At 71.1% G+C, this 17431-nt stretch carries 14 protein-coding genes; 2 read left to right on the forward strand and 12 right to left on the reverse strand.

All coding sequences use genetic code 11. The features are described 5' to 3' along the window. Positions 1-9 precede the first annotated feature (9 nt). The 10 genes from AB0B98_RS02310 to AB0B98_RS02355 form a co-directional block, all read right to left on the reverse strand. The gene (locus AB0B98_RS02310) at positions 10-2184 is read right to left on the reverse strand and encodes a peptidase domain-containing ABC transporter (RefSeq protein ID WP_238667799.1); all 2175 of its coding nucleotides are present in this window, start codon (positions 2182-2184) and stop codon (positions 10-12) included. Further along, complete coding sequence (locus tag AB0B98_RS02315) at positions 2181-2675, reverse strand: hypothetical protein (RefSeq protein WP_357360203.1); 495 nt, start codon at positions 2673-2675, stop codon at positions 2181-2183. Before AB0B98_RS02315 ends, AB0B98_RS02310 begins: the two co-directional genes overlap by 4 nt. Continuing rightward, positions 2668-6006, reverse strand: coding sequence for a type 2 lanthipeptide synthetase LanM family protein (locus tag AB0B98_RS02320; protein WP_357360205.1), 3339 nt, complete (start codon positions 6004-6006; stop codon positions 2668-2670). The genes AB0B98_RS02315 and AB0B98_RS02320 overlap by 8 nt, the downstream gene beginning before the upstream one ends. Positions 6007-6099: 93 nt before the next feature. Continuing rightward, a complete protein-coding gene (locus tag AB0B98_RS02325) occupies positions 6100-6378 on the reverse strand; it encodes a mersacidin/lichenicidin family type 2 lantibiotic (protein WP_091399738.1) in 279 nt (92 codons plus the stop codon). Positions 6379-6467: 89 nt separating this feature from the next. Beyond that, on the reverse strand, positions 6468-6719 hold the full coding sequence (locus tag AB0B98_RS02330; protein WP_112603060.1) for a mersacidin/lichenicidin family type 2 lantibiotic: 252 nt from the start codon (positions 6717-6719) through the stop codon (positions 6468-6470). A gap of 73 nt (positions 6720-6792) precedes the next feature. Then, a complete protein-coding gene (locus AB0B98_RS02335) occupies positions 6793-10110 on the reverse strand; it encodes a type 2 lanthipeptide synthetase LanM family protein (RefSeq protein ID WP_357360207.1) in 3318 nt (1105 codons plus the stop codon). Between the two features lie 33 nt (positions 10111-10143). Continuing rightward, positions 10144-10968: an AfsR/SARP family transcriptional regulator gene (locus AB0B98_RS02340; RefSeq protein ID WP_357360209.1), complete on the reverse strand. Its 825-nt coding sequence runs from the start codon at positions 10966-10968 to the stop codon at positions 10144-10146. A gap of 311 nt (positions 10969-11279) precedes the next feature. Further along, positions 11280-11909: a VOC family protein gene (locus AB0B98_RS02345; protein WP_357360211.1), complete on the reverse strand. Its 630-nt coding sequence runs from the start codon at positions 11907-11909 to the stop codon at positions 11280-11282. 65 nt (positions 11910-11974) lie between these two features. Then, on the reverse strand, positions 11975-13165 hold the full coding sequence (locus tag AB0B98_RS02350) for an MFS transporter (RefSeq protein WP_357360213.1): 1191 nt from the start codon (positions 13163-13165) through the stop codon (positions 11975-11977). A gap of 99 nt (positions 13166-13264) precedes the next feature. Further along, positions 13265-13732, reverse strand: a complete 468-nt coding sequence (locus AB0B98_RS02355; RefSeq protein ID WP_238667806.1) for a MarR family transcriptional regulator — start codon at positions 13730-13732, stop codon at positions 13265-13267. Positions 13733-13827: 95 nt separating this feature from the next. On the opposite strand from AB0B98_RS02355, the gene AB0B98_RS02360 reads away from it, so the two are divergent. Then, positions 13828-14673, forward strand: coding sequence for an NAD(P)H-binding protein (locus AB0B98_RS02360; RefSeq protein WP_357360215.1), 846 nt, complete (start codon positions 13828-13830; stop codon positions 14671-14673). 62 nt (positions 14674-14735) lie between these two features. Here the strand turns inward: AB0B98_RS02360 and AB0B98_RS02365 are convergent, their stop codons facing one another. Next, positions 14736-15749, reverse strand: coding sequence for a DJ-1/PfpI family protein (locus AB0B98_RS02365; protein ID WP_357360217.1), 1014 nt, complete (start codon positions 15747-15749; stop codon positions 14736-14738). A gap of 131 nt (positions 15750-15880) precedes the next feature. Between AB0B98_RS02365 and AB0B98_RS02370 the strand changes: the two genes are divergently transcribed. After that, on the forward strand, positions 15881-16522 hold the full coding sequence (locus AB0B98_RS02370; protein WP_357360219.1) for an HD domain-containing protein: 642 nt from the start codon (positions 15881-15883) through the stop codon (positions 16520-16522). Positions 16523-16527: 5 nt separating this feature from the next. Here AB0B98_RS02370 and AB0B98_RS02375 read toward each other — a convergent pair whose 3' ends face one another. After that, positions 16528-17412: a pyridoxal-phosphate dependent enzyme gene (locus AB0B98_RS02375; RefSeq protein WP_357360221.1), complete on the reverse strand. Its 885-nt coding sequence runs from the start codon at positions 17410-17412 to the stop codon at positions 16528-16530. Positions 17413-17431 lie beyond the last annotated feature (19 nt).

Raw genomic sequence — 17431 nt, forward strand, 5'->3', positions numbered from 1 at the left:
GACGCCCGACTACAGCGGTCGGGCCGTCTGGAGCTGGTCGCGGATCAGCGCCTCGTAGTAGCGCCCGTGCGCGATCAACTCGTCGTGCGTGCCCTGCTCCACCAGGGAACCCTCCTCCATCACACCGATCAGGTCGGCGTTGAGCACGGTGCTCAACCGGTGCGCGATGACGATCCTGGTGCACGACAGCGCCGAGAGGACCTCGTCCACCCGACGCTCGGTGACCACGTCCAGGTGGCTGGTCGCCTCGTCGAGCAGCAGCAGCGGCGGGTTGTGCACGAGGGCGCGGGCGAGGGCCAGCCGTTGCCGTTGGCCGCCGGAGAGCCCTCCGCCGCCCTCGGTGAGTCGGGTCTCGTACGCCATCGGCATCGCCATGATCTCGTCGTGGATCTGCGCGCGCTCGGCGGCGAGAATGACCTCGTCGTAGGTCGCGGCCGGGTGCCCGAGGGAGATGTTGTCGCGGACGGACCCGGCGAACAGGGCAGGCTCCTGGGTGACCATGCCACACCAGCGTCGCAACTCGCGGAAGTCGAGGTCCTGCAGCAGACGCCCGTCGAAGCGGACCTCGCCCTCAGTGGGCACGTACAGTCCGATGATCGTCTTGGCGAGCGTCGTCTTGCCCGAACCGGTCCGCCCGACCAGCGCCACCTTCGCGCCGGGCGGGATGGTCAGGTCGACTCCGCGTACGGCCCAGGCGGCGTTGGCGCTGTAGCGCATTCCGACTCCGCTCAGTGTCACCTGCCCGGAGATGCGGCCCGGTGGCTGGGACGTGGACCGGTCCTGCTCGGCGGCCTCGTCCATCACGTCCCGGATCCGTTCCAGGTGGGTGCCGACCGTCTGTAGTTGACGAGCCGTGTTGACCAGGCCCATCAGCGGGGTGAGCACGGCCGCGGCGAGGGCGTTGAGCGCCAGCATGGTGCCCAGCGACATCGCGCCGGCGACGACCTGGTGCGCGCCGACCCACAGCAGGAGCAGCGGCGATCCCATCCGGAACACCCCGAGTGTCGCCTCCAACCCGGTCTCCAGCTGACGGCGGTGCAGCGAGGCGAACTGCCGGGTCTGGAACAGCCCGGACCAGCGGCCGAGCACCTGCTGCTCGGCGCCCATCGCCTTCACCGTCTCGGCGCCGGCAAGCACCTCGACCGCGTAGTTCTGCTCCTCGGCCTGTGCGGCGATGTCCCGGTGCGTGCGTTCCCGCATGGCCCGGTACGTCGCCACTATCGCGCCGAGTTGCAGCAGGCCCAGACCCAGCACCAGCCAGGCGTAGAGCGGCGTGAACGCCAGGAGCATGCCGATGTAGACGACGACGAACAGTCCGTCGAGGACGAGGGACATCGTCTGGCTGGTGACCAGGTCGCGGATGACTGTGTTGCTGGACATCCGCATCAGCAGGTCGCCGCTGCTGCGCAGTTGGAAGTAGGAGTACGGCAGGGCGAGCAGGTGGTCGAAGAAGCGCCGCATCATGGTGTCGTCCATGCGGGCGTGCAACACGTTGAGAGCGGCACCTCGGGCGTAGGTGCCCACCCCCTGGGTGGCCAACAGCAGGAGCATGCCGAGTCCGAGGACGGTCAGGGCCTCGACCTGCCCCTTCCCGATCACCGTGTCGACCGCGAACTTGGTGATCAGTGCGGGCAGCAGCACCGCCAGTTGGAGCAGCAGCGAGACGACCAGGACCAGGCCGAGCAGCGGACGGGAGAACGTCAGCATGCTGCGGGCGAACCGCAGCGAGGCCAGCCGTCCCGGGCTGGAGCGTCGCTCGAACTCCTCGCCCGGGGTGAGTTCGATGGCGATTCCGGTGAACCCCTCGCCGAACTCTTCGCGGCTCATCCGCCGCCGGCCCATCCCCGGGTCGACGACGACGGCGCCGCGTCGGTCCCACCGCTCCAGCACCAGATAGTGCCGGAAGTTCCAGTGCACGATCGCCGGCAACCGCAGCTGTGGCAGTCCGTCGATGTCGACGCTGACACCTCGGGCCCGCATCCCCGTCCGGCGGGCGAGTTGGGTCATCTGCAACGCCGTGGCCCCGTCACGGCCGATGCCCAACTGCTCGCGGCACTCGGCGACAGAGGTCCACCGCCGGTAGGAGCTGAAGACCATGGCCAGGCACGCGGCACCGCATTCGGTGGCGCTCATCTGGAGCATGATCGGCACCCGGCGACGTGGTCGCAGCCAGCTCATCGTCATCGGAGGACCCCCTCAACGCCCGGCACCAACTCCAGCAGTGTGGGATTGGCGACCACGAGACTGAGCCGGCCGAAGCTCTCCTTCGCGTCTCCGGCGAGCCAGACGATGGTGACCGGCCGGGGCACCTCCGCCGGGATGTTCCAGCGCCGATCGGCGGTGTCGTCGACGACCTCGGCCCGGACCACCCGCAGTGTCGACCGGCCACCCTCCTGCACGAGGGTGACCTCCGTGCCCGGCGCCGGCTCCGGACTGAGGCGCCCGGCGAACATGGAGACCAGATTCGGCCCGTCGGCACCGATCACGGCGCCGTCGACAGTCCGTGGCACCCGCATGACCGCCGCGAAGCCCACGCCGATCAGCAGCAGCACGGCGAGCGCGACCAGCGGCCGTCGTGAGGACCGGATGGGGCTCCGCGCCGGGCCGTCGTGCACGCCACCGCGGTAGGTCGCCAACGCCTGCGGCCGGTACGGCCAGAGCTGCTGCTCAGCCACGCGGGTCACCGCCCACCGCCGGAACCGGAGGCTCGACCAGCAGGATCGACGGAACCCGCTCCGGCAATGCCAGACGCAGCAGGTTGTAGCCGATGCCGGCGATGCCGCTCATCAGGCCCGGAGTCTCCGCACCGAGCGGAACCCCACACAGCCAGCCGTCCCGGTCGATGTAGTCCAGGATGCTGGCGGCCACCAGCTCGGCCTGCCGGGCGGCGTCCTCGTCGCCACGGACCCGTGCCGCGGCCAGCAGGGCCTCGACGTTACCGAGGTCGCCGTGGCAGATGCTGTGGTTGCCGGTGCCCGTGATGACCTCGCCGGTCAGGCCGAACCGCAACATGCCGGTGCTGGCGTCGGCGAGGTCGCGGTCGAGCAGTTCGTGGTCGCCGACGTAGCCGGCGAGGTCGGCGCGGGCGAGCGCGATGCCGGGCCCGCCGTGGCACCAGGCGACCATCGAGTACCGCTCCGGCGTGGTGTCGCGCAGGTCGAGCCAGCACATGTGCTCCGGGTCGAAGGCCGAGCGTTCATAGCGCATCGCTCCCTCGACCAGCGGCAGATGGTCGCGGTTGCCGAGGGCCCGGTCCAGCCGGGCCAGGGCGACCGCGATGCCGGACCCCCCGTGTGAGAAACCCGCCAGCGGCCGACTCGGGTTCACCGCGCCCGCCCAGCCGATCCCGTCGCCGGCCGGCTCGGCCTTGTCCCGCAGGATCCGGGCGAACGTGCGGGCCGCGTCGAGGACCGGCTCCGACGGCCGTGCCGCGTGCAACGCCAGCAGCGCGAGGATCGCTCCGGCCGCGCCGCTGATCACGTCGTACGCCTCGTCCTGCGGCGCGAGGTGCAGCAGGACGGGCACGATGCGTCCGGCGGCGTCCAACAGGTCCTCGCGCTGCCACAGGGCACCCAGGTGACTCAACGCGTACAGCGGTCCGCCCAGCTCGTTGAAGGCGCCGACTGTGAAGTTCTCCAAACTCTCCGTCGGCGTCTCGTCGAGCAGGTCGATCTGACGTACCAGCATGCCGGCGGCGACCTCGGCGGCGCTGCGGAAGCGCTGCTCGCCGCTGACCTCGCCGAGGTAGCCGAGGAAGATCGCGATCCCGGACAACCCGCTGTAAAGGTCGATCCCGACCGGGCCAAGCTGCCAGATCTTGTCGGCCACCAGGGTGTGCCCGAGCCAGGCGATCGAGTCCTCGCCGGTGTCGGCCGACAGCAGCAGCCGGTCGCCGGCAGCGCACGCGGCGGCGATGAACCGGTCCACATCGGCGGGAACGGTGGCGGCGGTGACCTGGTACTCCGACCACTGCCCCTGACTCTCCACGCCCATCGTCAGCGCCGCGAGCGAGCTACGCAGGATCCAGGTCTGCTGGGCCAGGTGGGTTTCGGAGAGGGCGCCGATGCGCTGCCGCGACCGCTCCAGGCCGCTGGTGGGCAGCACCCCGGCGACCACCGAGCCATCTCCGGCGACGAAGTCGTGCGAGGCGGGCGTCGTGCTGAAGAAGGGGATGTCGCCGCGGCTCAGCTGTGCCTGCTCGGCGGTGGCGATCCGGGCCTCGGCCCCGGGCCACTCCTCCTGCAACCAGAGGAAGCTGAAGAACCGCTCCCGGTCCAGCGCGTTGCGTAGCAGGTCGGGGTGGCGGCTCTCCTGCAGCAACTTGCCGTAGGTGCGGGTGGCGCGCAGGATCACGCGTACCTCGTCACCGGCGAACGCGGCCACCGGCCCGTCCGGTGCCAGCAGTTCGTCGCGGTGGCGGTGCAGCAGCCGGTAGGTCTGCTCGAACCCGGCCATGATGTCGGCGCTGAAGTCGAGGGTGTGGTGTGCCGTGTCACTCAGGCTGGGGAGGTTCTGCCCGCCCCCCATCTCGATGCGCTTGCGGACCAGGCGCATCTCGTCGGTGCCGGACTCCTCCCAGGTGGCGACCGGGGTGGGCGTGAGCTGCCCGGCGGTGCCGGCCAGGCCGCTGAAGTCGACGCCGCCGACGCCGTCGTCGTCCTGGTAGATGATGGGCCGGGGCAGGAGCCCGACCTCCAGGACCGACTCCCGCATCGTCCGGAACGACTCCGCCGAGACGCCGATCTGCTGGTCCGTCTGCTCGCCCTGCGGGTGGAAGAGGGCTTCCAGGTCGACAAGCATCGGGTGCTCGCCGGCGGCGATGATGTTCTCCAGGTGGAAGTCGACGGCCGCGAGGCTGTGCAGCAACGCCAGGTAGCTGCCCTGCCGGGTGTAGAAGCGGCGCAGCGCGTCGTGATCGGCGCAGGGCCCGGCGGTGACGAACTCCGACCACCCGTAGTCACCGCGGTCGAGCACCCACATGGTGCGTAGCGACGGCTGTGCGCCGCGCGTGTTGAGCCAGTCCAGCAGTTGCTGGAAGTGCAGCTCGACCTGCAGGCCTCGGGGCTTGTAGACGGCGCGGGCGCCGTTGGCGAAGCGGACGAACCCGACCGAGCGGCCGCCGCGGTGTGAGTCACCGGCGCCGAACGACACCTCGGTCACGCTGCCCAGCTCCGCCGGGTCGCCCAGCCGGGCGGTCAGCGCTGTGGCGTCCGCGACGAGGCGCTGGGCGAACTCGACCCGGGCGTCCACCCAGTTGTCGATGAGGATCGTCGCGTCCCGGGCCAGCACCGGGTACTCCATCAGCACGTCGAGCGTGTACTTCGGGTCGCGCAGCCGCCGGGCGAAGTCCTCGAAGCGCTGCTGCGAGGTCTCCCCCTCCAACTGCCCCTGCACGCGCAGGACGTTGAGTTCCAGCACGAGCACCCGGCCGACGAGCAGGTTGATCGCCCCGTAGGGCGGCTCGCAGAGTTGGTCGGCGAGCAGGTCGGCGTCGAGGTGTGGTCCCGGCGCACCCGCGCAGGCCGCGTGCACCGCCTCGCGTACCCGGCGGACACCGTCGTCCACCAGCGGGCGCACCAGCTCGACGAACGCGGCGTGCGGGTGCGGCACGTGGTGGTGGTCGTGGTCGTGGTCATGGTCGTGCCCGTGCTGGTCGGCGGCACCGGTCTCGCCCGGCCGGTGGTTGCGCCAGGCCCGTTCGATGGTGCGCACGTAGTCCGGGATGTCGGCGAACCTGCTGCGGACCGTCTCCGGCGTCTCGCCGAGCACAGTGGTCAGGGTGGGCTCGTCGAGGTCGAGGGCGTCGAGCCAGCTCTCGAACAGGTCCGTGTCACCGGCGAAGACCGGTTCGTTCTTCCACCGATCGAGCCGGAGCCGCCCCCGGTCCTCGTCCGCCGAGCCGGTCGGCGCCGCGCCGCCGAGCCTCTCCGGCAGGGAGTACGCCAGGTACCAGCAGGGGTTCGAAACGTCCACCGGGTCGTGGCCGGGCGGGTGCGACTGCGTCATCGGGGGTGCTCTCTCTCGCGCAGCGGTCGGGTCTCGCGGGGGACGGTGCCCGGACATCTCAGGTGTCCGGGCACCGCCGGTGGAGCGGGTGGATCAGGCGGTGCACAGACCGCAGGTCGACTGCGTCTGGCAGGTGCCACAGGTGGTTCCGCCGCACGTCGCGCCACAGGAACCGCACGGGGTCTCCCGGGCGGTGAAGCCGCCACAGCAGCCGAGGGTCCACAGGCCCTCGGTGCGCGCGCCGGCGATGTGCGCGAGGACGTCGTCACCGAGCTCGACCACGCCGCAGGGGTGCTCCGGCAGCGCCGCCAACTGCTCGGCGGAAAGGCTCGCCCGGTACTCGGGGTCCTTCCAGGCTTGCACGATGTTCATTAAGGGCTCTCCTCAAGGGATTCGGGGATGTGCCGGCGAGAGAACGCAGTCGTGAAGGACGGGCCGTGTTCCCCGCCGAGGTGGCTCGGTCAGCCGCAACAGCCGGCGGTGAACGCCGCGCAGGTGCCGTTGCAGAAGGTGCCGTTGAAGGAGAAGCAGCCGGCGGCCCCGGTGACCACGGTGATCGTGGGAGTCGGGGTCCACGTGCCGCCGTCGGCGCCGTCGAGCTCCTGGTCGTTCAGCTCGACGAAGCCGGCCGGGTTCGCCGGCAGGCTGGCCCGGTCCTCGGCGCTGAGGGACGCCCGGTAGACCGGGTCCTTCCACGCCCTGATGTAGTCCATCTGAAACTCCGATCTATAGGTGGTGAAGCGCGATACGTGGATGGGCCTCCACGGGCGGAACCGTAGGACCGCGCTATGGCAGATCGATGGCACCGCGATGGTCGGTCGGCGGCTCCAGCAGCAGCACCGACGGCACACCCGCCGGATCGGCCCAGCGCAGGAGCGCGTAACCGATGCCGGCCAGGCCGCTCATCAGCCCCGGTGTCTCCACACCCCTTGGCACACCGCACCGCCAGTTGCGGTTCTCGATGTCCGCGACAGCGGTCTCCCCGATCGCGGTGGCGCGCTGGACCGCCTCGTCGTCCCCGAGGGCTCGGGCGGCGACCAGTGCGGCCTCGGCGTTGCCGAGGTCGCCGTGGCAGATCGAGTGGTTGTGCAGCAGGTTTCTCGGCTCCAGCGTCGCCGTCAGCGCACGCCGCAGGTCGTCGCGCAGCAGCGCGTCGTCGGTGGCGTAGCCGAGGAGTTCGGCGCGGGCCATCGCGACCCCGGCCGCGCCGTGGCACCACGCGACCATGGAGTCGCCCTCCGGCGTGTCCGGACGTAGGTCGCGCCAGTTGCCGGTCGCCTCGTCGTACACCGTGCGTTCGTAGCGCAGCGCCGCGTCCACCGTGTCGCGATGCTCGTGCGTCCCGGTGTACCGGTCCCATCGGGCCAGGGCGGTGGCGATACCGGACGCGCCGTGGGAGAAGCCGGCCAGCGGCGTGTCCGCGTAGAGGGTGCCGGACCAGCCGACCCCGTCGCCGACCGGCCGTACGCCGCTGAGCGTGTGTCGGGCCAGCGTCCGGGCGCCGTCGAGCAGGCTGGGGTCCGCGGTGACCCGGTGCAGCGACAGCAGGGCCAGCAGCCCGCCGGCGCTGCCGTTGATGATGTCGTACTCGCGGCTTTCGATGGCGTGCGTGACCATCGAGGCGGCCAGGTCCACGGCGGTGTCGACCAGGTCGGCGCGGTCCAGGACGGCGCTGAGGTGGCTCAGGGCGTAGACCGAACCGCCCAGGTGGTCGAAGCCACCGACGCCCGCGGTCGCGGTCGGGCCGGTGAGCCAGCTCCGCGCCTCGCGGAGCATCATCGTGGCGGCCCGGTCGGCGGCCTGCCGGTAGACCGTGTCGCCGGTGACGTCGGCCAGCCGGGCGAGGAACAGGGCGATGCCGCTGATGCCGTTGTAGAGGTCCATGGCGCTGGGGCCGAGCATCCACACCTTGTCGGCGATCAGGCTCAGGCCCAGCCAGCAGATCCGGTCGTCCTCGGCGAGCGCGGTCGCCAGCAACCGATCACCGATGATGCGCGCCGCGTCGACGAGGCGCTCAGGTGCGACGGTCGCGGGGGCGACAGGCGAGTGCACGACCTTCGCGGGTACGACCGGCGGCGGCAGGACCACCGCGCCCGGGCGGCTCGGTGGACGCCACCGCGACGGATCCCCCATGATCAGCGCGGTGAGCGAGGCTTCGATGATCCAGCTCTGCTGGGCCAGGTGGTCTTCGGACATGCCCACCAGTCGGTCGCGGACCGCGTCCAGGCCGGTCTGGCGCAGTGCTCCCGACACCACGGTGCCGTCGCCACCGGTGAGGTCCGTCGACGACGGTGTGGTCACGAAGATCGGAACGTCGCCGGCGTACATCTGGGCCAGTTCCGCGGCGATGAGGGCGTCGCGGTCCTCGCGGTGCTCGTGCCCGGCCCACAGGTTCTCGAAGTACCGGTCCCGGTCCAACGCGTCACGCAGCAGGTCCGGGTGCTGCGCCTCGGCGAGCAGCCGGACGTACGACTCGGTGGCGCGCAGGACCACCCGCACCTCGTCGTGCGCGAACGCGGCCAACGGGCCGGACGGCCCCAGCAACTCGTCCCGGTGTCGCAGCAGGATCCGGTAGAGCGTGCGGTATCCGTCGCCGATTTCGGGCGCGAACTCCGTCACGTCCAGACGCTGCTCACCCAGGGTGGGCAGGTTCCCCGAGCCGGGCAGCAGGACCCGCCGCCGATCCAGGCGCATCTCGTCGGTGCCGAACCCGTCCCAGACCGTGACCGGCCGGGCGGTCAACTGCCCACCGGCCCCGGACATCCCACTCATGTCGAACTGGTTGACCTGGTTGCCCTCAGTCCAGAGCACCGGTGCCGGCAGCAGCCCCACAGTGACGACGGACCGGCTCATCAACGCGACCCCGGCGCTCTGCAGGTAGCCCGCCTGGTCGCCGATCGGCCGCTCCCACTGCCAGTTGTGCAGCATCGCCTCCAGATCGATGAGCATCGGGTGCTCACCGGAGGCGATCACATTCTCCTGATGGAAATCCGTCGCGCCGAGGGCCTGCAACAGTGCCAGCAGGGCGCCCTGCCGCCGATGGAACCGGCCGAGCGCGTCCCGGTCGGCGCAGGGTCCACTCTCGACGAACTCGGTCCACCCGTACACCTCACGGTCGACGACCCAGAACGTCCGCAGCGCGGGGTGCGCTCCGCGCTCGTTGAGCCAGACCAGCAGGTGCTGGAAGTGGCCGTCCACCTGTAGACGCCGGGGCTTGTACATCACCCGCGCGCCGGTCGCGAAGCGGACGACCGCCACCGAACGACCACCCCGATGGTTGTCGCCCGCCCCGAAGCTCACCTCGGCCAGGTCGCCGAGCGAGTCCGGCCCACCGCACCGGTCGGACAGCTCCGCGTGGTCGGCGACGACACGCTCGGCGAACTCCAGCCGGCTGGCCTCCCAGTTGTCCACGACCCGCATCAGATCCCGGGCCAGCACCGGGTATTCGCGCAGCAGGCGCAGCGCGTGCTGCGGCTGCTCCAACCGGTGGAGGAAGTCGTGGAAGCGCTCGTGCGGGCTGCTCCCGGACAGCTCGCCCCGGATCCGCAGCACGTTGAGCTCCAGCGCCATGGTCCGGGCCACCAGCATGTTGACGGTGTCTATCGGCCCGGGGCCCAACCGCGTGGTCAGCGCCTCGGCGGACAGGTGCGGATGGCCGTCGACCAACGCCGCCACCCGTGCACCCAACCGTTCGAGGGCGTCGACGATCAGCGGCGCGACGAGCACCGCGAATCCCGCGCCGTCGTCGTGTCCGGCCGCGCTGTGGCCGGGCGCCACCGAGGTGGCCGGATGTCGCCGCGCGGCCTCGACCAGCCGACGGGCGTGATCCGGTGCCGTGTCGAACCGGGACCGAACGGTCTCGGGCTGCTCGCCCAGGACCCGGATGAGGTCGGCCTCGTCGAGCCCGTGCTGGGCCAGGCGCTGCGGGATCAGGTCGGGCCGCCTCGCGTGGACCGGCTCGTCCAACCACATCTTCAGCCGGATCCGGCCGAGATCCTCGTCGACGGGGCCGGTCGGCACCGCGCCGGTCAGCCGCTCCCGCAGGGAGTGACCCAGAAACCATCCGGCGTCCCCCGGCCGCACCGGGGCAAGGCCGTCGTCCATCTGCTCCGCCTCACCGCGCGGCGTCGCCGCGCATCACGTGTTGGTGGCCGCCCGTGCCCGGGCGTGTCCTTCGGGAAAACGGCCCGGCACCCAGGTCGGGCCCAGGTCGCCGCGCAACATCGAGGCGTACGCCGCGAGCAGCGCCGGGGTCGGCTCGACGCCCAATTCGGTCGCCAGGCGGGTACGGAAGGCGCCGAACACGTCGATCGCCTCGCTCTGCCTGCCGGTCTGGTACAGGGCGGTCATCAGCATGATCGCCAGCCGTTCCCGCAGGGGATACTCCGCCTGCAGGGCGATGAGCGCGGGGATCGCCCGATGGCAGTCGCCCAGCCGCAGATGCAGTTCCAGCCGGTGTTCCAGGCAGACGATGCGGCGTTCGAGCAGGTGTTGCCGACGGTTCTCCGCGTACGGACCGGTCAGGCCCGCCAACGGCTCGCCCGCCCAGTTCCGCTCGGCCTCGGCCAGTAGCGCCGCGGCCCCGGCGAGGTCGCCGGCCGTCTCGGCGGCAGCCGCCCGCTCAACCGCCTCGTCGAAGTCCGCGACGTCGGTGCGGGCCGAACCGAGGCGCAGTCGGTAGCCGATCCGGGAGCTGTCGATCGCGGGACCGTCGTGGCCGACGCACGCCGCCTGGAGCGTGCGTCGCAGCCGATAGATGTACGGCGGGATCAGCTTCGTGCCGGTCGCCGGGGCCTGGCCGCCCCAGACTCCCTGCAGGATCGACGCCGGTGTGACCACACGGTTCGCGTTGAACAGCAGGATCGCGAAGACCGCCTGTTGCCGGACGGGCCCGAGGTCGAGCCACTCTGTACCGACCTCGGCGTGCAGCGGGCCGAGGGCGAGAAACCGTACCCGCGTCACGGCATCGCACCGCCCGCACCAGGACTCGTCATCGAGGTCTCCTCCCTACCGGCGGCCGGGGGACCGCGCACAGGCGACGAGGCACGGCACGCACCCGGGTCAGCTCTGAGTCCGGGGGCGCCGCTTGGATCGAAGATCATCGTGTCCAGGGGATGGTAGGACGGTCGGCGTACAACTCGCGTACATCGCCCGTACGAACAGCGCGCAGCGGGTAGCCGCGCGCATTTTGAAACGGAAATGGCGCTGCCGGTGAGTCGTCAGGTGACTCACCGGCAGCACGTCGATCAGTAGGTCCTAGGCGTCGGCGTGGCTCACTCGGGCGGCTTGGCCCCCGACTGCTCGCTCACCATGTACGCCGCGTACCAGTCGGGCCAGTTGTCGTCATGCTCGCCCGTACGTTCCTCGTGCTCGCCGTGGGCGGCGGCGGCGCGTCGAAGCGCGCTCGCCAGGTCGCTCGTGGAGCCGAACGACGTGAGGCCGCCCTCGATGCGTCCGGGAAGCCTGGTGGTGATCTCCTGCATCAGCCAGGTGTTGCCGTCCGGGTCGCGCAGCGTGGCGCGCGAGACGTAGCTGCGACGCTGCGGGTCCGGCCCGTCGACCGGGCCGTCCGGGCTGACGTGGAAGACGTCGCCGACCTCGACACCGGCCGCGGCGAGGGTGTCGTGGGCCGCCTCGACGTCGGACACGATCAGGTACGCCGTGGCCGAGCCGGGTGCCGCCGACGTGAGCCCGGGGCCGAACTGTACGGAACACGCGGAGCCGTGCGGCGTCAACTGGACGATGCCGGGCGGGGTCTGGTCGAGCCGCCACCCGAGCCGTTCGTAGAACGCCTTCGCCCGATCGACATCGGAGACCGGGATGACGATCACCTCAAGCTTGACGTCCAGGCTTTCGATGCGCGACGTCGCACTCGCGTCGCCCTGGGCCACCTTCGGGCTCATCGCCGCCCCCCTTCCTGATCACCACGCTACTGCCTGCATCAGTGCTCGGCGCCGGCTTCCCGGCATCAGCCCGGCGCCATCCGGGTGGCCCTGCGCACCCCCAACAGGGCGACCAGGGCGAGGAGAATGACGGCGACGGAGTACTCGTCGGCGGTCCTCGGCAAGCCGCCGGCGTAGACCACGAGGAAGCCGGCGATCACCGTGGGCAGACCGAAGCCGACGTAGCAGACGACGTAGAGCACGGACAGCACGCCGGCGCGTTGGTGCGCCTCGACCAGCGGCATGACCGTCTTGAGGCTGCCCTGGAAGCCGCTGCCGAAGCCGACGCCCCCGAACGCGAGGCCGACGAAGAAGATCGGGACGGACTGCGCCATGACCGCCACCAACGTGACGACCATGCCCAGGATGAGCGCGACGATTCCGGTCAGGATCACGGTCCGCGCGGCGGTGTTGCGCTGTACCAGCACGGCGACCGACCCGAAGACGGCGAAGACGAAGAGGACCAGACCACCGACCACGATCGACGTGTTCATGAGGCTGCGGATCAACGCCGGGCCGAGCGCGCCGAAGAACCCGGCCAGCGCCCACACTGCGAAGAGCACCGGGATGACGACCAGGACGGGTTGGCGCACCGAGCGGGGCAGCGTGATGTCCGGCCGCAGGCTGCCTCGGGCCCCGGCCATCGGGGTGACGGTCTCCGGCATCAGCGCGACTCCGACGGCCTGGATCAGCAGGATCACGAGCAGCGCGAGGTACACCAGTCGCGTCGGCGCGGGCAGGTACTGGATGAGCAGCGCCGAGAGCAGTGCGCCACTTCCGGTGCCGATGCCGGGGGCTATCGAGTTCGCGAGCGTGCCCCGGGCCCTGTCGATGTCGAGCATGGCGGCGCCCACCGCGCCGGTGGCGGCGCCGGCCGCCAGCCCCTGCACGAGGCGGGCGACCAACAGGGCAGCAACGCCGTTGGCGACGATGAAGACGACCAACGCGAGCATCTGCACCGCGATCGCGACGGCCAGCACCGGCCGTCGACCGACGTGGTCGGACAACCTGCCGAACGTGAGCAGCGACGCCAGCACCGCGAGGGCGTAGACGGCGAACACCACTGTGGTCGTGACCGGCGAGAAGTGCCAGCGTTCCTGGTAGACACCGTAGAGCGGGGTCGGGGCCGCCGACGCGGCCAGGAAGGACACCAGGATCGACGCCAGCAGCACCAGGGAGACCGTTGGTGTGAGTCGGGCCCGCCCCGCGATAGGCATGTCGGTGCTCCTCGGCTGCGTGAAAGACGGTCAGCCTGGGCGTTCCGCCGGCCCTGAGGGCCACGGCGGCGTACCCGCTTGGCGCCGGCACATGCCCGCTCAGCCCTCGGTGTCCTGGCCCGTCGCCGGGAGGCTCGCCACGCCACGGGCCAGCGCGTCCCTGAAGTCGCGGTACCGGTCGGGGCCGAGCGTGTCGGCGAGCTTCTGCTCGATCAGGTGCACGAAGCCGTCGGAGGCCGCGATGAAGCTGAGACCCCGATCCGTCGGCACGATCAACTTTGCCCGGCGGTCGGCCGGGTCGGGCGTACGCCGGACGTAGCCCAGCCGTTCCAACTCGTCGAGGATCGCGCCCATCGTCTGCTTGTTACGACCGGCCAGCCGGGCCAGCTCGCCGGGGCGGGTGCCCTCGGCGTCCAGGTACGCGAGGACCGCGCCGTGGCGCGGACGGACGTCGTCGAACCCCTGCTCCGCCGAGCGGCGGAAGATCTCCCGCTGGACGCGTGCGGAAAGCTGCACGGCCAGGATCCCGAGGTCGGGGTCCTGCTCCTTCTGTGTGCTGCGCTTCATAATTTGGTCCAATCATTGGACGGTACAAGTTATGGACTATATCGTCGTCGGCGACCGGTGGGCCGACCTCGGTCCGCCTGACCGAGAGGATGACCATGACCATTCTGATAACCGGGGCAAACGGCACAGTGTCGCGGGAGGTGCTGCGGGAGCTGGCCGGCAAACAGTCGGTCCGCGCTCTCGTCCGGGACGCGTCGCGCACACCGGGGCTGGACGGGGTCGAGTACGTCGTCGGCGACCTGGACCGCCCCACCACGCTGACCCCGGCGTTCGAGGGGGTGACGACGCTGTGGCTGCTGATGCCGATGGGCCCGCTGGCACCGAGCCAGAGCATGAACGCGGTGTGGGCGGCCCGACAGGCCGGCGTGCGGCACATCGTCCGGCTCTCCGCGATCGGGGCCGCGCACGACGCGCCCACCCGCAACGGCCGACTCCACGCGCTCTCCGACGCGGAGCTACAGCAGTCGGGTATCCCCTGGACCATCCTGCGACCGAGTCACTTCATGCAGAACCTGCTCGGCGCCAAGGCCGGTGAGCACCTCTACGGCCTCTTCGGTGACGCGCGGGTCGGCCTGATCGACGCCCGGGACATCGCCGCCGCGGGGGCAGCGATCCTCACCGCGCCGCAGCGGCACGAGGGCAAGATCTACACGCCCACCGGCCCGGAGAGCATCACCCTGGACCAGGCCGCCGACGAGGTCGCCAGTGCGCTCGGCCAACCGGTGCGCTACGTGCCGCAGAGCCCGGAACAGGTACGCGACGGCCTGCTCCAGGCCGGCCTCGACCAGTGGTCGGCAGAGGTCCTCGCCGAGTACCGGGTCGCCTACGGCTCCGGGTGGGGCGACTTCACCAACGACCATGTCGAGCGGATCGTCGGCCGGCAGCCACGGACCTTCGCCGAGTTCGCCAGTGATCACCGCGAGCAGTTCGCCAGCGTCTGATCCGTCGACGGTTCGGCGCGGTGCCCTCCGGCGCGACTCCGCCGGAGGGCACCGCCGCGCGGTCACCGGTCCGGCGGACCCTCGTCGTCCGGCATCATCGTCGAGTCACGCTCCGTCGTTCGAAATCGCTGCTGATAGGCGCGGGGCGGCACCCCCACCCGAGCGAGAAACATCCGACGCAACGTCTCCGGGCTGCCAATGCCGACCTGCTGGGCGCAGGCGGTGACGGATCTCCCCGCGTGCAGCAACCGAATGGCCGCGTCGACCCGCACGCCCTCCACGTACTTGCTGGGGCTGCTGCCGACCTCTTGCCGGAACATCCGGGAGAGGTGACGGGGGCTGACGTGCGCCCGGGCGGCGAGGGCCGTCACCGAGTGGTCGTCGGCCGGGTCGGCAGCCACCGCGTCGATCACCCGCCGCAGCACCGGAGTGCGCGGTCGGGGCAGAGCAAGCGACGGCGAGAACTGCGACTGGCCACCGGGCCGTTGCAAGAAGACCACGAGCGACTGGGCCACCGACCGGGCGACCTCCGGACCGTGGTCGCGCTCCACGAGGGCCAGCGCGAGGTCGATGCCCGCGGACACGCCGGCGGACGTGAAGATCGCCCCATCCCGCACGAAGATCGCGTCGCTCTCGACGCTGACCTGCGGAAATGCGGCGCCAAGCAACCGCGCGTGCTGCCAGTGCGTCGTCGCCCGCCGACCGTCCAGCAGACCGGCGGCGGCCAGGACGAACGCGCCGGTGCAGACCGCGGCGGTGCGATCGGCGCGGTCCGACAGCGCTACGGCGGCGGCGGTGAGTTCGGCACTGATCGGGCGCACCGCCAGCACGTCGCCGCCGACCACGAGGGCGGTCCCGACGTCGGTCGCCGCATCGGCCGCGCCATCCACGTGCACGCGCAGGCCCGTCGAGGCACGGACGGCGGCACCATCGCTGGAGCGCACCTCCAGCTCGTACCGGGCGCCGAACTTGGCGGCCTCGGCGAAGACCTCGAACGGTCCGGCAAGGTCCAGCAACGTCATGCCGTCGAAGACGAGGGCCGTGACCCGGTGTACCCCTGCCGCCCCGCTGCCCACCGCGTCAACCCCCTCCGATGTTGTCCTGATCTGAGGGAAGCATGGCAGATAGGACGGGGCGGGCGGCGGGTCAGGCGGGTGACGCTGGACGCATCGGAGCCCAGCCGAGCTCCCCAACCGACAGGACCGTGATGAGCCAGACAACGATCGCCGGCATCGAGATCCCCGACTCGCAGCTCGCCACCGACGCCACCGAACTGGTCCGCCAGGCCGCCGACGACCTGCTGTTCCATCACTCGCGGCGGGTCTTCCTCTTCGGCACGCTTCAGGGTCGGCGGCTCGGCTTGAAGGCCGACCCCGAGCTGCTCTACGTGGGAGCGATGTTCCACGATCTGGGACTGACCGAACGCTACCGCCGCGACGATCAGCGCTTCGAACTCGACGGCGCCGACGAGGCACGCCGCTTCCTCCGATCGAACGGCATCGGCGAACACGAGGCCCGACTCGTCTGGGAGGGGATCGCCCTGCACACCACGCCCGAGGTTCCGTACCGGCTGGAGCCCGAGGTCGCCCTGGTCACCGCAGGTGTCGAGACGGACGTGCTCGGGATCGGCTACCACGAGTTGTCGCCGGCCGACATCGCCGCGGTCACCACGGCACATCCGCGGCCGAACTTCAAGCGGGCCATCGTCGACGCCTTCGCCGCTGGTTTCCGGCACCGGCCGGACACCACCTTCGGGACCGTCAACGGCGACGTGCTGGAGCACCGGGTGCCCGGCTACCGCCACATCGACTTCGTCCGGGTCATCGAGGGCTCCGCCTGGCCCGAATGAACCCCCTACAGCTCGGGGTGGCCGAAGAGTCCCGGCAGACCGCCGCTGTGCAGAAAGACGACCCGGTCGCCGTGCGGGAAGCTGCCAGTCAGCAGCGCAGCCATCGCCCGACCGGTGTACGTCGGGTCCAGGAAGACTCCCTCCGTACGGGCGGTCACCTCCAGCGCCGCCCGGACGGCGTCGGTCAGCGTTCGGTATCCCGCACCCACCTGGGTGCCGTCGATCCGCAGCGCGTCCGACTCCACCTCGCCGGCGAGCAGCCCGGCGACTGTCGCCCGTGGGTCCGGCACGGCACCGACATCCACGCCGACCACCCGCTGTACGCCCAACTCCCGCACCAGGCCGGCCATCGTCCCGCCGGAACCGAGCGCCGCCACCACCTCGACCCCGTCGGCGTCCGGCAACTGGGCCCGCAGCTCCCGAGCGCAGTCCACATAACCCTGGATCGACAGAGGTGAGGTGCCGCCGAACGGAATGACGTACGCCGATCGTCGTTCCGCCTCGGTCGCCACCACCTCGGCGAGCGGACGGTCGCCGCTCCAGACGATCTCCGCGCCGGCGAGCCCGTCGAGCAGCAGGTTGCCTCGTCGACGCTCCGGGGGCGAGCCGGCGAGCACCAGCACACAGGAGAGGCCGAGCCGCGCGGCCGCAGCCGCGGTCAGCCGGGCGTGGTTGCTCTGCGGCGCCCCGGAGGTGATGACAGTGGTGGCGCCGACGGCAATCGCCTGGGCGCAGGTGTACTGGAGCTTGCGGATCTTGTTGCCACCCCCGCCGAGGCCGTTGAGATCGTCACGCTTGAGCCAGAGCTCGGCCAGCCCCAGCCGGGCGGCGAGCCGGGGCGCGGCCTCCAACGGCGTCGGCCAGGTACCGAGGGGAACGGGTGTGATCATCCGTGCAGCTAAACACTCT

The sequence above is a fragment of the Micromonospora sp. NPDC048947 genome (assembly GCF_040649495.1).
GTDB lineage: Bacteria > Actinomycetota > Actinomycetes > Mycobacteriales > Micromonosporaceae > Micromonospora > Micromonospora alfalfae.

What these genes read in the sequence shown, in the direction of transcription:
- AB0B98_RS02310 (WP_238667799.1), bottom strand. Translation starts at nt 2,184, where the DNA reads ATGACGATGAGCTGGCTGCGACCACGTCGCCGGGTGCCGATCATGCTC.
- AB0B98_RS02320 (WP_357360205.1), bottom strand. Translation starts at nt 6,006, where the DNA reads ATGACGCAGTCGCACCCGCCCGGCCACGACCCGGTGGACGTTTCGAAC.
- AB0B98_RS02325 (WP_091399738.1), bottom strand. Translation starts at nt 6,378, where the DNA reads ATGAACATCGTGCAAGCCTGGAAGGACCCCGAGTACCGGGCGAGCCTT.
- AB0B98_RS02330 (WP_112603060.1), bottom strand. Translation starts at nt 6,719, where the DNA reads ATGGACTACATCAGGGCGTGGAAGGACCCGGTCTACCGGGCGTCCCTC.
- AB0B98_RS02335 (WP_357360207.1), bottom strand. Translation starts at nt 10,110, where the DNA reads ATGGACGACGGCCTTGCCCCGGTGCGGCCGGGGGACGCCGGATGGTTT.
- AB0B98_RS02345 (WP_357360211.1), bottom strand. Translation starts at nt 11,909, where the DNA reads ATGAGCCCGAAGGTGGCCCAGGGCGACGCGAGTGCGACGTCGCGCATC.
- AB0B98_RS02350 (WP_357360213.1), bottom strand. Translation starts at nt 13,165, where the DNA reads ATGCCTATCGCGGGGCGGGCCCGACTCACACCAACGGTCTCCCTGGTG.
- AB0B98_RS02355 (WP_238667806.1), bottom strand. Translation starts at nt 13,732, where the DNA reads ATGAAGCGCAGCACACAGAAGGAGCAGGACCCCGACCTCGGGATCCTG.
- AB0B98_RS02360 (WP_357360215.1), top strand. Translation starts at nt 13,828, where the DNA reads ATGACCATTCTGATAACCGGGGCAAACGGCACAGTGTCGCGGGAGGTG.
- AB0B98_RS02370 (WP_357360219.1), top strand. Translation starts at nt 15,881, where the DNA reads ATGAGCCAGACAACGATCGCCGGCATCGAGATCCCCGACTCGCAGCTC.
- AB0B98_RS02375 (WP_357360221.1), bottom strand. Translation starts at nt 17,412, where the DNA reads ATGATCACACCCGTTCCCCTCGGTACCTGGCCGACGCCGTTGGAGGCC.